This is a genomic window from Pseudomonas sp. Ost2 (assembly GCF_018326065.1).
Classification (GTDB): domain Bacteria; phylum Pseudomonadota; class Gammaproteobacteria; order Pseudomonadales; family Pseudomonadaceae; genus Aquipseudomonas; species Aquipseudomonas gingeri.
On sequence record NZ_AP021904.1, the window covers coordinates 680080 to 693728 of the forward strand.

Here is a 13649-nt window from a genome sequence, read left to right on the forward strand (position 1 = left end):
CATTTTCGGAGTCTGGCAATGCCGTTACGCGAAGAGTGTCTATGGGAAAAACTGACGCCGCAGCGACCTGAGGCGGCGCGCTTCAAGGGTGAGCTGAGCGTCGATGTCTGTGTGATCGGTGCCGGTATCACCGGCCTGTCCGCCGCGATCCATCTGCTGGAACAAGGCAAGCGTGTCTGCGTGCTCGAAGCCTATCGCACCGGCCATGGCGGTTCCGGGCGCAATGTCGGGCTGGTCAATGCCGGGATGTGGATCCCGCCGGACGAGATCGAGGCCGGTTTCGGCGAAGCGGTGGGCAGCCAGCTCAATCGCATGCTCGGTGCCGCCCCGGCCCTGGTGTTCAGCCTGGTCGACAAATATGCCATCGATTGCCAGTTGCGCCGCGAAGGCACCTTGCACATGGCCCACAATGCCCGTGGCGAGGCCGACCTGCGCAGCCGCGAAGAACAATGGAAGCGTCGTGGGGCGCCGGTGGAACTGTTGACCGGCAGCGCCTGCGAAACCGCCACCGGGACCAGGAAGATCGCCGCCGCCTTGCTCGATCGGCGCGCCGGCACCCTCAACCCCATGGCCTACACCTCGGGCCTGGCCAGGGCGGCTGCCGGGCTCGGTGGTCAACTGTTCGATCATTCTCCGGTCACCCGCCTGGAGCGCCAGGGCCAGCGCTGGTCGGTGCAGACGGCCGATGGCGCGGTCAGCGCGGAGCAGGTGGTCATGGCCTCCAACGCCTACACCGAGGGCGAATGGACCGAGCTGCGGCGCAATTTCTTTCCCGGTTACTACTATCAGGTCGCGTCCAGCCCGCTGACCGAAGACGCCGCGCGGCAGATCCTGCCGGGCGGGCAGGGCTCCTGGGACACCCGCCAGGTGCTCAGCAGCATCCGTCGCGATGCCGACGGTCGGCTGCTGCTGGGCAGCCTCGGCAACGGTAATCAGAAACCCGCGTGGTTCCTGCGCGCCTGGGCCGATCGGGTGCAGCAGCACTACTTCCCCTACCTGAAAAAGGTCGATTGGGAGTGCACCTGGACCGGCTGCATCGCCTTTACCCCCGATCACCTGATGCGCCTGTTCGAGCCGGCGCCCGGTTTAGTGGCAGTCACCGGCTACAACGGTCGCGGCGTTACCACCGGAACGGTGGTCGGCAAGGCATTCGCCGATTACCTGTGTAACGGAAATCCTCAGGCCCTGCCGATTCCCTTCGCGCCGATGCGTCCGGTCCCGGCGGTGGGGCTGCGCAGTTGTCTGTACGAGGCCGGATTCTCGCTGTATCACGCGGGCCAGTGCCTGCGCATAGTGATTTGATACAACAAAAGCGCCAATACGGACGGCGCTTTTACCCAATGCAGCTAGCCTGTAATGGTGCGCGATGTAGCAGTCGCGCACTGTGAGTGTGCACTTCGGTGACGCACGTTGTTACAGGGCGGTTGCACGCCTTTCGGTGCGGTGGTTGCAGTAGTGGCACCTTTAGGTTGCACCTTTTGAAAAAATGGGTTTCACCTTCCGCGGTTTAGACGGTTGCACGCCCAGTTAAAAAGGGCCCGAAACAGTCCATAAAACAATAAGACAGCGACTTTTTGCAGAACAAAAAACCTATGGCACGCCCCTTGCTCTGAGCATTCAGTGAAGTCGCAGTGCCAACTAAAAAAACCTTGGAGCACCACCTCATGTCCCAGACGTTTTACAAGAAAGGCTTTGTAGCCCTCGCAGTGGCTGCTGCGTTGGGTGTTTCTGCGTTTGCTCAGGCTGATATCAAGATTGGCGTGGCAGGTCCCATGACCGGTGCCAACGCCGCCTTTGGCGAGCAGTACATGAAAGGTGCACAAGCGGCGGCCGATGCGGTCAACGCGGCGGGCGGTGTCAACGGCGAGAAGATCGTCCTGGTCAAAGGCGACGACGCCTGCGAACCGAAACAGGCGGTAACGGTCGCCAAGGACCTGGCCAACCAGAAAGTGGCCGGCGTCGTCGGGCACTTCTGCTCGTCCTCGACCATCCCGGCGTCGGAAATCTACGACGAGGCGGGCATCATCGCGATCACCCCCGGCTCCACCAACCCGCAGGTGACCGAGCGCGGCCTGAGCGCCATGTTCCGTATGTGCGGACGTGACGACCAGCAGGGCATCGTCGCCGGCGACTACATCGTCGACGTGCTCAAGGGCAAGAAAGTCGCGGTCATCCACGACAAGGACACCTACGGCCAGGGCCTGGCGGATGCCACCAAGGCGCAGCTTGAAAAACGTGGCGTGAAGCCGGTGCTTTATGAAGGCCTGACCCGTGGCGAGAAGGACTTCAGCGCCCTGGTCACCAAGATCCGCGCGGCCGGTGCCGACGTGGTCTATTTCGGCGGCCTGCACCCGGAAGCCGGCCCGCTGGTCAAGCAACTGCGCACCGAAGGCCTGAAGGACGTCAAGTTCATGTCTGACGACGGTGTCGTGACCGACGAACTGGTGACCACCGCTGGTGGCCCGCAATACGTCGATGGCGTGTACATGACCTTCGGCGCCGACCCGCGCCTGCTGCCGGACAGCAAGGCGGTCGTGGAGCAGTTCCGCAAGGCCGGCACCGAGCCTGAAGGCTACACCCTGTACGCCTATGCTTCGATCCAGACACTGGCCGCCGGCTTCAACGGCGCCAAGTCGAACAAGGGCGAAGATGCGGCCAAATGGCTGAAATCGCACCCGGTCAAGACCGTGATGGGCGAGAAGACCTGGGACGCCAAGGGCGACCTGAAAGTCTCCGACTACGTGGTTTATCAGTGGGACAACACCGGCAAATACCATCAGCTGGAAAAACAGAAGTGACATGAAGACCTGATCCGGCCGGCGCCCGCGGGGGCCGGCCGGTCGTCATGCGTGTTCGTGCAGTACCTGTCTTTTCTCGTAGAACTGCACATGGCTGTGCTGCGGCGGTGGTTGAACCCCGGTCCGTCGCGGTGCGCCTGCGTGCAGTCTCTCCAAATGCGTGAGATTGCGTTATGGATGGTATTTTCCTGCAGCAACTGGTCAACGGCCTGACCCTCGGGTCGGTCTATGGCCTGATCGCCATCGGCTACACAATGGTCTATGGCATCATCGGCATGATCAACTTCGCCCACGGCGAGGTTTACATGATTTCCGCTTACCTCGCGGCAATCAGTCTGGCTCTGCTGGCTTACTTCGGTATTGAATCCTTCCCGCTCCTGATGCTCGGTACCCTGATCTTCACCATCGTCGTCACCGGCGTCTATGGCTGGACCATCGAACGCATCGCCTACAAACCGCTACGCAACTCCACCCGCCTGGCCCCGCTGATCAGCGCCATCGGTATTTCGCTGATCCTGCAGAACTACGCACAGATCGCCCAGGGTCCGAAACAGCAAGGGGTTCCGACCCTGCTCACCGGCGCCTGGCGCATCGAGGTCGGTACCGGCTTCGTCCAGCTGACCTACACCAAGGTCTTTATCCTGATCGCCGCGTTCCTCGGCATGGGCCTGCTGACCTATGTCATCAAGTACACCAAGCTCGGTCGCATGTGCCGCGCGACCCAGCAAGACCGCAAGATGGCCTCGATCCTCGGGATCAACACCGACCGGGTGATCTCCTATGTGTTCGTCATCGGCGCGGCCATGGCGGCCCTGGCCGGCGTGCTGATCACCATGAACTACGGCACCTTCGACTTCTATGCCGGCTTCGTCATCGGGATCAAGGCGTTTACCGCCGCGGTGCTCGGCGGCATCGGCTCGTTGCCGGGCGCGATGCTGGGCGGGGTGATCCTCGGGATTTCCGAGTCGCTGTTCTCCGGCCTGGTCAACTCGGACTACAAGGACGTCTTCAGCTTCTCGCTGCTGGTCCTGGTCCTGGTCTTTCGGCCGCAAGGCCTGCTCGGCCGTCCTCTTGTGTCGAAGGTGTAAGCAATGTCCTCAGCCACTAAAAAATCGCTCGATATCAAAAAAAGCCTGGTGGATGCCATTCTTGCCGGCCTGATTGCCCTGATCGTCTTCGGTCCCATCGTCGGGATCGTCCTGGAGGGCTACAGCTTCAACCTGGAACCGACCCGCGTTGCCTGGCTGGTGGCAATCGTCATGCTCGGCCGCTTTGCCCTCAGCCTGTTCCTGCAGACGTCGAAGGGCCTGCGCATTCTCGACGGTTTCGAGAGCAGCGGCTCGGGCGTGCACGTGCTGGCGCCGGACTACAAGTCGCGCCTGCGCTGGATCATCCCGCTGATGATCGCGATTGCGGTGATCTTCCCGTTCTTTTCCAACTCCTACCTGCTGGGGGTGGTGATCCTCGGCCTGATCTACGTGCTGCTCGGGCTCGGCCTGAACATCGTGGTCGGCCTGGCGGGCCTGCTCGACCTGGGTTATGTGGCCTTCTACGCCATCGGTGCCTATGGCCTGGCACTGGGTTATCAATACCTGGGGCTGGGGTTCTGGACCGTGCTGCCGCTGGCCGCGATCGCCGCCGCGATGGCCGGCTGCATCCTCGGTTTCCCGGTATTGCGCCTGCATGGTGACTACCTGGCCATCGTGACCCTGGGCTTCGGCGAGATCATCCGCCTGATCCTCAACAACTGGCTGTCGTTGACCGGTGGCCCCAACGGCATGCCGGCGCCGCTGCCGACCTTCTTCGGCCTGGAGTTCGGCAAGCGGGCCAAGGAGGGCGGGATTCCGTTCCACGAGTTCTTCGGGATTGCCTACAACCCGGACGTGAAGTTCTACTTCATCTACGCCGTGCTGTTCCTGGTGGTGCTGGCGGTGCTCTACATCAAGCACCGCCTGACCCGCATGCCGGTCGGTCGCGCCTGGGAAGCCCTGCGTGAAGACGAAATCGCCTGCCGCGCCATGGGCCTGAACCATGTGCTGGTGAAACTCTCGGCGTTCACCCTCGGTGCTTCGACGGCAGGTCTGGCGGGGGTGTTCTTCGCCACCTACCAGGGCTTCGTCAACCCGACCTCGTTCACCTTCTTCGAATCGGCGCTGATCCTCGCCATCGTGGTGCTCGGCGGCATGGGCTCGACCATCGGCGTGGTGATCGCGGCGTTTGTCCTGACCGTCGCCCCGGAGTTGCTGCGCAGTTTCGCCGAATACCGCGTGCTGCTGTTCGGCGTCTTGATGGTGTTGATGATGATCTGGCGCCCCCGTGGCCTGATCCGCATCAGCCGGACCGGTGTCACCCCGCGTAAAGGCGCTTTGCACGAGGGAGCCGCGCAATGAACGATGAAATCATTCTGTCGGTCGAGAAGCTGATGATGCACTTCGGTGGGATCAAGGCCCTCAGCGACGTCAGCCTGCAAGTCAAACGCAACTCGATCTTCGCCCTGATCGGCCCCAACGGGGCCGGCAAGACCACCGTGTTCAACTGCCTGACCGGGTTCTACAAGGCCTCCGGCGGTCGCATCGAGCTCAATACCCGTGGCGAGGTGACCAATGTCATCAAGTTGCTCGGCGAGTCTTTCCGCGTCAGCGACTTCGTGTCGCCGAAGACCTTCGCCAGCCGGCTCTACTACAAGATGTTCGGCGGTACCCACCTGGTCAACCGGGCGGGACTGGCGCGGACCTTCCAGAACATCCGTCTGTTCAAGGAAATGTCGGTGCTGGAAAACCTGCTGGTGGCCCAGCACATGTGGGTCAATCGCAACATGCTGGCCGGCATCCTCAACACCAGGGGCTATCGCCAGGCCGAGAGCGACGCGCTGGACACGGCGTTCTACTGGCTGGAAGTGGTCGACCTGGTGGACTGCGCCAACCGCCTGGCCGGTGAGCTTTCCTATGGCCAGCAGCGTCGCCTGGAAATCGCCCGGGCCATGTGCACGCGGCCGCAGATCATCTGCCTCGACGAGCCGGCGGCCGGCCTCAACCCTCAGGAAACCGAAGCGCTGAGCGCGATGATCCGGCTGCTGCGCGACGAGCACGATCTGACCGTGGTGCTGATCGAACACGACATGGGCATGGTAATGAGCATTTCCGACCACATCGTGGTGCTGGACCACGGCAACGTGATCGCCCAGGGCGGGCCCGAGGCGATCCGCAACGACCCGAAAGTGATCGCGGCCTACCTGGGTGCGGACGAAGAGGAGCTGGTATGAGTCAACCTATCCTCGAACTCAAGGACCTGGACGTGTTCTACGGTCCGATCCAGGCCCTGAAAAAAGTCTCGCTGCATATCGACGAAGGCGAAACCGTGAGCCTGATTGGTTCCAACGGCGCGGGCAAGTCGACGCTGCTGATGTCGATCTTCGGCCAGCCCCGGGCGGCGAGTGGGCAGATCCTCTACCGTGGCGTCGATATCACCCACAAGTCCTCCCACTACATTGCTTCCAACGGCATTGCCCAGTCGCCGGAAGGCCGGCGGGTGTTCCCCGACATGACGGTGGAAGAGAACCTGCTGATGGGCACCATCCCGATTGGCGACCAGTTCGCCGCCGAGGATATGCAGCGCATGTTCGAGCTGTTCCCCCGGCTCAAGGAGCGGCGCAACCAGCGGGCCATGACCATGTCCGGTGGCGAGCAGCAGATGCTCGCCATTGCCCGGGCCCTGATGAGCCGGCCCAAGCTGTTGCTGCTGGATGAACCGAGCCTGGGCCTGGCGCCGATCGTGGTGAAGCAGATCTTCGCCACCCTGCGGGAACTGGCGGCCTCGGGCATGACCATCTTCCTCGTGGAGCAGAATGCCAACCACGCGCTCAAGCTGTCGGACCGGGCCTATGTGATGGTCAACGGACAGATCCGCCTCAGTGGCACCGGCAAGGAACTGCTGGTCAACGAGGAGGTGCGCAACGCTTATCTGGGCGGGCATTAAGCCTTTACCGGAGAGGTAACAGCAGGGCACGGTCACTGTAGGAGCTGGCTTGCCAGCGATGAGGCCCGCAAGCCTTGCGGCGCCCAAAAGGACGCCATCGCCAGCAAGCCGGCTCCTACAGTTTCGTGTCGTACACAAAATAGGTGGGCGACGACATACCTGTGGGAGCTGGCTTGCCAGCGATGAGGCCCGTAAGTCCTGCGGCGCCCAAAAGGACGCCATCGCCGGCAAGCCGGCTCCTGCAGGTTATGTGCAACCTTGAAGCGCCCCGCGATCCTCGGATCCGGGGCGTTTTTCATATCCACAGCGGCGCCGCGAAATTGTGGACAACAAAATTGGAAACTTCGTAAAACGCGACATAAAGCCGCTGCAAACAGTTGTTTTGTCACAGTTTTGACTTGTCCCCGTTTGCTGTGGAGGTGGCTGTGGGTAACGTGGGAGTACCTCGCTACAGGCCTTTGAAATCGTGGCTTGTAGCCTGTTGTATGTTTTTTGATCAGTGGTTTTTGCGCAAGTCTCCGAGGTATTTGTCAACAGATTTGTTGCTGTGCAACCCGTGCCGGAAAGGAGTTGTCCAGCCTGTGGATAACTCTGTGGGCAAACTCTGGAAAGACCGCCGCGAGCAGCGTAGTTACTGGCCTGGAGCCACCCCTTTGAAATGGGCTGGATGAGCTGTTCCGGCGACCGCTGCATACGGGGTCGTCCGGGGTCAAGCAAAAAACTTTTGAAACAGGGCCGCAAGCCTTGTGGATAGGGGGCTCGACGCCTTTCGACTTGCCCCCAGAGACTGTGGACGGGACTGTGGATAAGGTGCGCACATCAGGCGCCAGGGCCCGGCCCGCCTGTCTTGGCGGTGATTGATCGTTTTTTGTACAGTGACGCCGGGGAGAGCGTGGCGAACGGGTAGAGTTGCTGGCCTCACTCAGGCCGGGCATGCTGGGCAACGACCGACTTTATTTCTGGCTGTAACCAGGCCGAGCAAGGAGAACATGATGACATCCACGCTGTTTATCACGGGCGCCACTTCGGGTTTTGGCGAGGCTTGTGCCCGCCGTTTTGCCGAGGCCGGTTGGAAACTGGTGCTGACCGGGCGTCGCGAAGAGCGCCTCAACGCCCTCTGCGCCGAGCTGTCCAGGCAGACCGAAGTCCATGGCCTGGTGCTCGACGTGCGTGACCGCAAGGCCATGGAAACCGCCATCGCCAACCTGCCGCCGAGTTTCAGCACCCTGCGCGGGCTGATCAACAACGCCGGCCTGGCCCTGGGCGTGGACCCGGCGCCCAAGTGCGACCTGGACGACTGGGACACCATGGTCGATACCAACATCAAGGGCCTGATGTACAGCACCCGCCTGCTGCTGCCGCGGCTGATCGCCCATGGCCGTGGCGCCGGGATCATCAACCTGGGTTCGATTGCCGGCAACTACCCGTACCCGGGCAGCCATGTGTATGGCGCGAGCAAGGCATTCGTCAAACAGTTCTCCCTGAACCTGCGTTGCGACCTGCAGGGCACGGGCGTGCGGGTGACCAATATCGAGCCGGGGCTGTGTGAGAGCGAGTTCTCGCTGGTGCGCTTCGCCGGTGACCAGGCGCGGTATGACGCGACCTACGCCGGCGCCGAGCCGATCCAGCCGCAGGATATCGCCGACACCATCTTCTGGGTGCTCAACACCCCGGCCCACGTCAATATCAACAGCCTGGAACTGATGCCGGTGAGCCAGACCTGGGCCGGGTTCGCCATCGAGCGCAACAAGGGCTGAATGACAAAGTCTGTAGGAGCCGGCTTGCTGGCGATGGCGTCCGCACGGGCGGCGAATGGCTTGATGGCCTCATCGCTGGCAAGCCAGCTCCCACAAGTCTTCGGCTGTAGCCGATATCCGGTGTTAACCCGGACCCTGTAGGAGCCGGCTTGCCGGCGATGGCGTCCGCACGGGCGGCGAATGGCTTGATGGCCTCATCGCTGGCAAGCCAGCTCCCACAAGTCTTCGGCTGTAGCCGAATCCGGTGTTAACCCGGACCCTGTAGGAGCCGGCTTGCCGGCGATGGCGTCCGTACGGGCGGCGAATGGCTTGATGGCCTCATCGCTGGCAAGCCAGCTCCCACAAGTCTTCGGCTGCACCCGATATCCGGTGTTAACCCGGACCCTGTAGGAGCCGGCTTGCCGGCGATGGCGTCCGCACGGGCGGCGAATGGCTTGATGGCCTCATCGCTGGCAAGCCAGCTCCCACAAGTCTTCGGGTGTAGCCGATATCCGGTGTTAACCCGGACCCTGTAGGAGCCGGCTTGCTGGCGATGGCGTCCACAAGGGCGGCGAATGGCTTGATGGCCTCATCGCTGGCAAGCCAGCTCCCACAAGTCTTCGGCTGTAGCCGATATCCGGTGTTAACCCGGACCCTGTAGGAGCCGGTCAGCGCAGATAGTCGGCCAGGCCGTACAGGCAGGTCGCCAGATGGTAAGGCGTGGTCGATGGCATGTCCTCGCGGCTGACCACGCCTGTCGCGTCCAGGCATTCGTGCCAGCCGCCCGGATGCATGAAGTGCTGCTGCAAGGCGGTCAACTGACGCTGCAGGCGGGCCGAGTTATCCACACGCAGGGTCAACGCCCGCAGGTATTCGGCCTGGGCCCAGATCCGCCGGGTGCCATCGCGCACGGTGCCATCGAGCGCGAGCATGCCGCTGACCGCACCGCTGTGCGGATCGACCCCCGACTGCTCGGCGAACGCGAACGCGCGATCCAGCGAGCCATGCAGCGGCGTGTCGCGAAGCAGGGGAGACGACTCCAGCAGGAACAGCCATTCGAATTGATGGCCGGGTTCGAACCAGTTATCCACAGCCCCCAGCGGTTTCTCCAGCATCACGCCGTGCTGGCGGTCGATAAAACGTTGCTGCATGCCGGCGGCCAGGGCCAGCAGCGCGCTTTGCGTCGCTGCATCCTCGCGTACCGACAGGGTCGCCAGAAAGGCTTCGGCCAGGTGCATCAACGGGTTCTGCAACGGCCCGCTGCCCAGGGGCGACCAGTCGCGATCCAGGCTGGCCTCATACAGGCCGTCGCCATTGGCGAAGCGCACGGCGATCACTTCCAGGACGGCGTTGAGCACCGACTCCACCAGCGGTTCGCGGACCTTGTCCCAGTAATGGGCGCAGGCGAAGAGGATGAACGCGTGGGTGTAGAGGTCCTTGCGCGTATCCAGCGGCTTGCCTTGCGGATCGATGCTGTAGAACCAGCCGCCATGCTCGGCGTCGTGGAAATGCCGTTGCAGCGAACGGAACAACGCCGCGGCGCGACCGGCGGCGTCGGGGAAGGCGCTGTCGCCGATCAGGCTGGAGAACAGATACAGCTGGCGGGCACAGGCCATCGCGCGATAGCGCTGCGGGGGCAGCGGGCGATGGCCGGCGTCCAGCGCTTCATAGGGCAATGCCAGTTCGGCATTCCACCCCGGGCCTTGCCACAGGGGCACGATCACCTGACGAAAGTGCCGTTGCAGCGCGGCGAACAGGGCGGTCAATTCAGGCTGGGAGGCAGAGCTGGAAACATCGGGCATCGGCTGGCGTCGTCAGGGCAAGGGCGTTTGCGCGACATGGTAACAGGCAGGCCAGCCTGGACACTATGATTCTCAGCCCGCGAGCAACCAGACCCCGGTCGCCGCCGAAGCCGCGCCGGCCAGTCGTACCAGCGGTGCCGCGGCTTGCGGCAATACCCGTACCACGACATAACCCAGCGCATGCAGGGCGGCTGTCGCCATCACGAAACCGGCGGCGTAGGCCCAGGGGCTCGACATCTCCGGCAATTCCAGGCCATGGGCGACGCCATGGAACAGGGCGAACACGGCCGTTGCACCGATGGCCAGGCTCAACGGTGGTCGTACCGCCAGCGCCACGGCCAGGCCCAGGGCCAGTACCGAGGCGGCGATGCCGCTTTCCAGCGCCGGCAACTGCAGGCCTTCGAAGCCGAGCACGCCGCCGATCAGCATGGTGCCGACAAAGGTACACGGCAGCGCCCAGCGCGCCGCACCCCGTTGTTGCGCGGCCCAGAGACCGACTGCCAGCATGGCCAGCAAATGGTCGATGCCGCCGATCGGGTGTTCCACCCCGGCGAGCAGGCCGCTGTCCCCGTGTCCGGGGTGGGCAAAGGCCAGGGCCGGAGTGAGCAGCAGGGCAACGGCGCCGAAAAGCTTCTTGAGTGTCATGTACGGATTCCTCGTTGTTGATGGATCAGGCGGCGGTCAGCAGGCCCTGACGTTCGATAAAGGCCACGATGGCATCCAGGCCGAGCCCGGTTTTCTGGTTGCTGAACACGAACGGCTTGTCGCCGCGCATCCGCCGGGTGTCGCCATCCATCATTTCCAGGGAGGCGCCCACCAGCGGTGCGAGGTCGATCTTGTTGATCACCAGCAGGTCGGACTTGCAGATTCCCGGCCCGCCCTTGCGCGGCAGCTTGTCGCCGGCCGAGACATCGATCACATAGATCGTCAGGTCAGAGAGTTCCGGGCTGAAGGTCGCCGACAGGTTGTCGCCGCCGGATTCCACCAGGATCAGGTCCAGGCCCGGGAAGCGCCGGTTCAACTGGTCCACGGCCTCGAGGTTGATCGAGGCATCCTCGCGGATCGCCGTGTGCGGGCAGCCACCGGTCTCCACGCCGATGATCCGCTCGGGCGCCAGGGCTTCGTTGCGCACCAGGAAGTCGGCGTCCTCGCGGGTATAGATGTCGTTGGTGACCACCGCCAGGTTGTAGCGGTCGCGCAGGGCCAGGCACAGGGCCAGGGTCAGGGCGGTCTTGCCGGAGCCGACGGGGCCACCGATACCGACACGCAAGGGTTGTGCGTTCATTTTTCTCTCCTAGGAACGAAACAGGCGGCTGTACTGGCGCTCATGGGCCATGCACGCCAGGGACAGGCCGAAGGCGGCGCTGCCGATTTGTCGCGGATCTTGTGCCGTGGCCGATTGCTGCGCCTGCTGCAGCAGCGGCAGCAGTTCGCTGGTCAGGCGCTGGGCGGCCTGCTGGCCCAGGGGCAGGGTTTTCATCAGCACCGCCAGCTGGTTTTCCAGCCAGCTCCACAGCCAGGCGGCCAGGGCATCCTGGGGACTGATCCGCCAGGCCCGGGCGGCCAGGGCCCAGCCGAGGGCCAGGTGCGGTTCGGCTTGCCCGGCGAGAAAGGCGCGGGCGGCGTCATCGAGTTCCGGCAGGCCATTGAGCAACTGTTGCAGGGAATAGCCCATTTGCCGGCTCTCCTGATACAGCTCTCGGGTTTCACGACTGGCGCGGTGTTCTTCGCCCAGTTGCCGCAGCGTGGCCCAGTCGGCGGCGGCTGCCGCGTTGCAATGGGCGAGCAGCAGCGGCGCTTCGAAACGGGCGAGGTTGAGCAGCAACTGGTCGCTGATCCAGCGCCGGGCGCTGGCCGGATCCGTGACCCGGGCCTGCTCCACGGCCATTTCCAGCCCTTGGGAGTAGCTGTAGCCGCCAATCGGTAATTGCGGGCTGGCCAGGCGCAGCAGCGCCCAGGCCGGATTCATGTGCGGACACCAAACTGGTGCAGGCGCGGCGGGTAGTTGAAGTCCTCGTCGCCATGTCGGGAGTGGTGATGGCCGCCGCCATAGGCGCCGTGTTCCGGCTGGAACGGGGCTTCGAGGGTTTCGGTCCGGGCGCCGAGCTGTTCGAGCATGGCCTTGAGCACATAGTCGTCGAGCAGGCGCAGCCAGCCATCGCCGACTTGCAGGGCGACATGGCGGTTACCCAGGTGATAGGCCGCGCGGGTCAGTTCGAAGGCATTGCTGCAGGTGACATGCAGCAGTTGTTCGGGCCGGGCGCAGACCCGCACGATACGGCCGTCCTGGGCTTCCAGGCATTCGCCGTCGTACAGGGGGGGCTGACCGCGTTCGAGGAACAGTCCGACATCTTCACCCTCGGCGCTGAAACAGCGCAGGCGGCTTTTGCTGCGGGCTTCGAAGTTCAGGTGCAACTCGGCGGCCCAGGTGGGCTGAGGTTCGATTCTTCTATGAATCACCAGCATCGGGAGGCTTCCAGCAGTGAGCAATGCTTGAGCTAGAGCAAGGGGCTTGCCAATCGGGCGAAACGTAGGAAAGCCCTGTCAGAAAGCACGGAGCGCCTGAAAAGGGAGCGTAGCGGTGTTTCTGAATGTTTCAAGATGGTGCGCGATGGGATTTTTGGCGCTATTCCGGTGCGTCTTTCGCTCTGGGGCCTCTTCGCGGGCAAGCCCGCTCCCACAGGTTCGCTCCCCCGGGCTACGTTACTCGGTGCTGCCCAGGCCCTGCCAGTGTTTCAAGCCGATAAAGATGAAGCGCAGTTGCTGGGTGATCTTGGCTTGCGGCGTCAGGTGCTCGGGCAGCGGTTCGAGGGGCGGGTCGATGATTTCCGGCAAGGTGGCGAACACGCTCTTGACGATCAGGTCGGCCATGACCGCCAGGCCGGCGGCGTCCAGGTGCTGCAGCTTGGGCATGAAGGTCAGGTCGGCGGCCAGGTCCGAACTGATATGTTCGCGCAGGATGCCGATGGCCTGGCGCACGCGCAATGATCCGCCGTACTGCTCGCGGGCGAGAAACAGGAACTGCGAGCGGTTCATCGCCACGACATCGAGGAAGATCCTCACCGAGGCATCGATGATGCCGCCCATGACGAACTCGTTGTGCCGGACCAGTCGGATGGTTTCCCGGAAGGTCTGGCCGACTTCGCTGACCAGCGCCAGGCCGAGTTGGTCCATATCGTCGAAATGCCGATAGAAGCCGGTCGGCACGATGCCGGCGGTTTTTGCCACTTCCCGCAGGCTGAGGCTGCCAAACCCACGCCCACCCTCCATCAGATGGCGCGCGGCGTCCATCAGGGCATGGCGGGTCTGTTGTTTCTGTTCGGCACGGGGCAGCATCG

General features: G+C 63.3%; 13 protein-coding genes. 7 read left to right on the top strand and 6 right to left on the bottom strand.

Annotated features, from left to right (window positions below):
* The first annotated feature begins 18 nt into the window (after positions 1 to 18).
* The 7 genes from KI243_RS02885 (at position 19) to KI243_RS02915 (ending at position 8530) form a co-directional block, all read left to right on the top strand.
* Positions 19 to 1302, top strand: a complete 1284-nt coding sequence (locus KI243_RS02885; RefSeq protein WP_212810432.1) for an FAD-binding oxidoreductase — start codon at positions 19 to 21, stop codon at positions 1300 to 1302.
* 362 nt (positions 1303 to 1664) lie between these two features.
* Positions 1665 to 2798: a branched-chain amino acid ABC transporter substrate-binding protein gene (locus KI243_RS02890; RefSeq protein WP_042934891.1), complete on the top strand. Its 1134-nt coding sequence runs from the start codon at positions 1665 to 1667 to the stop codon at positions 2796 to 2798.
* Between the two features lie 173 nt (positions 2799 to 2971).
* Positions 2972 to 3886 carry a branched-chain amino acid ABC transporter permease gene (locus tag KI243_RS02895; protein WP_017125038.1) on the top strand — a complete coding sequence of 305 codons (915 nt, stop codon included), beginning with the start codon at positions 2972 to 2974 and terminating at the stop codon, positions 3884 to 3886.
* Between the two features lie 3 nt (positions 3887 to 3889).
* The gene (gene livM / locus KI243_RS02900) at positions 3890 to 5188 is read left to right on the top strand and encodes a high-affinity branched-chain amino acid ABC transporter permease LivM (protein WP_017125037.1); all 1299 of its coding nucleotides are present in this window, start codon (positions 3890 to 3892) and stop codon (positions 5186 to 5188) included.
* Complete coding sequence (locus KI243_RS02905) at positions 5185 to 6060, top strand: ATP-binding cassette domain-containing protein (protein ID WP_017125036.1); 876 nt, start codon at positions 5185 to 5187, stop codon at positions 6058 to 6060. The genes livM and KI243_RS02905 overlap by 4 nt, the downstream gene beginning before the upstream one ends.
* Entirely contained in the window at positions 6057 to 6773 is a 717-nt protein-coding gene (locus tag KI243_RS02910; protein WP_017125035.1) for an ABC transporter ATP-binding protein, read from the top strand. Before KI243_RS02905 ends, KI243_RS02910 begins: the two co-directional genes overlap by 4 nt.
* 992 nt (positions 6774 to 7765) lie before the next feature.
* Positions 7766 to 8530, top strand: a complete 765-nt coding sequence (locus KI243_RS02915; protein WP_177108821.1) for an SDR family oxidoreductase — start codon at positions 7766 to 7768, stop codon at positions 8528 to 8530.
* 647 nt (positions 8531 to 9177) lie between these two features.
* On the opposite strand, the gene KI243_RS02920 is transcribed toward KI243_RS02915, so the two are convergent.
* The 6 genes from KI243_RS02920 to KI243_RS02945 all read right to left on the bottom strand — a co-directional run bounded on the left by KI243_RS02920 (position 9178) and on the right by KI243_RS02945 (position 13647).
* Complete coding sequence (locus KI243_RS02920; RefSeq protein ID WP_177083319.1) at positions 9178 to 10311, bottom strand: AGE family epimerase/isomerase; 1134 nt, start codon at positions 10309 to 10311, stop codon at positions 9178 to 9180.
* A gap of 72 nt (positions 10312 to 10383) precedes the next feature.
* Positions 10384 to 10956, bottom strand: coding sequence for a HupE/UreJ family protein (locus KI243_RS02925; RefSeq protein ID WP_103033011.1), 573 nt, complete (start codon positions 10954 to 10956; stop codon positions 10384 to 10386).
* A gap of 25 nt (positions 10957 to 10981) precedes the next feature.
* On the bottom strand, positions 10982 to 11596 hold the full coding sequence (ureG, locus tag KI243_RS02930; protein WP_017125686.1) for an urease accessory protein UreG: 615 nt from the start codon (positions 11594 to 11596) through the stop codon (positions 10982 to 10984).
* Between the two features lie 9 nt (positions 11597 to 11605).
* A complete protein-coding gene (locus KI243_RS02935) occupies positions 11606 to 12280 on the bottom strand; it encodes an urease accessory UreF family protein (RefSeq protein ID WP_017125685.1) in 675 nt (224 codons plus the stop codon).
* Positions 12277 to 12777: an urease accessory protein UreE gene (gene ureE, locus KI243_RS02940; protein WP_017125684.1), complete on the bottom strand. Its 501-nt coding sequence runs from the start codon at positions 12775 to 12777 to the stop codon at positions 12277 to 12279. The genes KI243_RS02935 and ureE overlap by 4 nt, the downstream gene beginning before the upstream one ends.
* 237 nt (positions 12778 to 13014) lie before the next feature.
* The gene (locus tag KI243_RS02945; RefSeq protein WP_017125683.1) at positions 13015 to 13647 is read right to left on the bottom strand and encodes a TetR family transcriptional regulator; all 633 of its coding nucleotides are present in this window, start codon (positions 13645 to 13647) and stop codon (positions 13015 to 13017) included.
* Between the last annotated feature and the right edge of the window lie 2 nt (positions 13648 to 13649).

Bases quoted from the DNA above. Each gene is read 5' to 3' on its own strand.
- KI243_RS02885 (WP_212810432.1), top strand. From the start codon at position 19: ATGCCGTTACGCGAAGAGTGTCTATGGGAAAAACTGACGCCGCAGCGA.
- KI243_RS02910 (WP_017125035.1), top strand. From the start codon at position 6,057: ATGAGTCAACCTATCCTCGAACTCAAGGACCTGGACGTGTTCTACGGT.
- KI243_RS02895 (WP_017125038.1), top strand. From the start codon at position 2,972: ATGGATGGTATTTTCCTGCAGCAACTGGTCAACGGCCTGACCCTCGGG.
- KI243_RS02920 (WP_177083319.1), bottom strand. From the start codon at position 10,311: ATGCCCGATGTTTCCAGCTCTGCCTCCCAGCCTGAATTGACCGCCCTG.
- KI243_RS02945 (WP_017125683.1), bottom strand. From the start codon at position 13,647: ATGCTGCCCCGTGCCGAACAGAAACAACAGACCCGCCATGCCCTGATG.
- livM (WP_017125037.1), top strand. From the start codon at position 3,890: ATGTCCTCAGCCACTAAAAAATCGCTCGATATCAAAAAAAGCCTGGTG.
- KI243_RS02890 (WP_042934891.1), top strand. From the start codon at position 1,665: ATGTCCCAGACGTTTTACAAGAAAGGCTTTGTAGCCCTCGCAGTGGCT.
- KI243_RS02925 (WP_103033011.1), bottom strand. From the start codon at position 10,956: ATGACACTCAAGAAGCTTTTCGGCGCCGTTGCCCTGCTGCTCACTCCG.
- ureE (WP_017125684.1), bottom strand. From the start codon at position 12,777: ATGCTGGTGATTCATAGAAGAATCGAACCTCAGCCCACCTGGGCCGCC.
- KI243_RS02935 (WP_017125685.1), bottom strand. From the start codon at position 12,280: ATGAATCCGGCCTGGGCGCTGCTGCGCCTGGCCAGCCCGCAATTACCG.
- ureG (WP_017125686.1), bottom strand. From the start codon at position 11,596: ATGAACGCACAACCCTTGCGTGTCGGTATCGGTGGCCCCGTCGGCTCC.
- KI243_RS02915 (WP_177108821.1), top strand. From the start codon at position 7,766: ATGACATCCACGCTGTTTATCACGGGCGCCACTTCGGGTTTTGGCGAG.
- KI243_RS02905 (WP_017125036.1), top strand. From the start codon at position 5,185: ATGAACGATGAAATCATTCTGTCGGTCGAGAAGCTGATGATGCACTTC.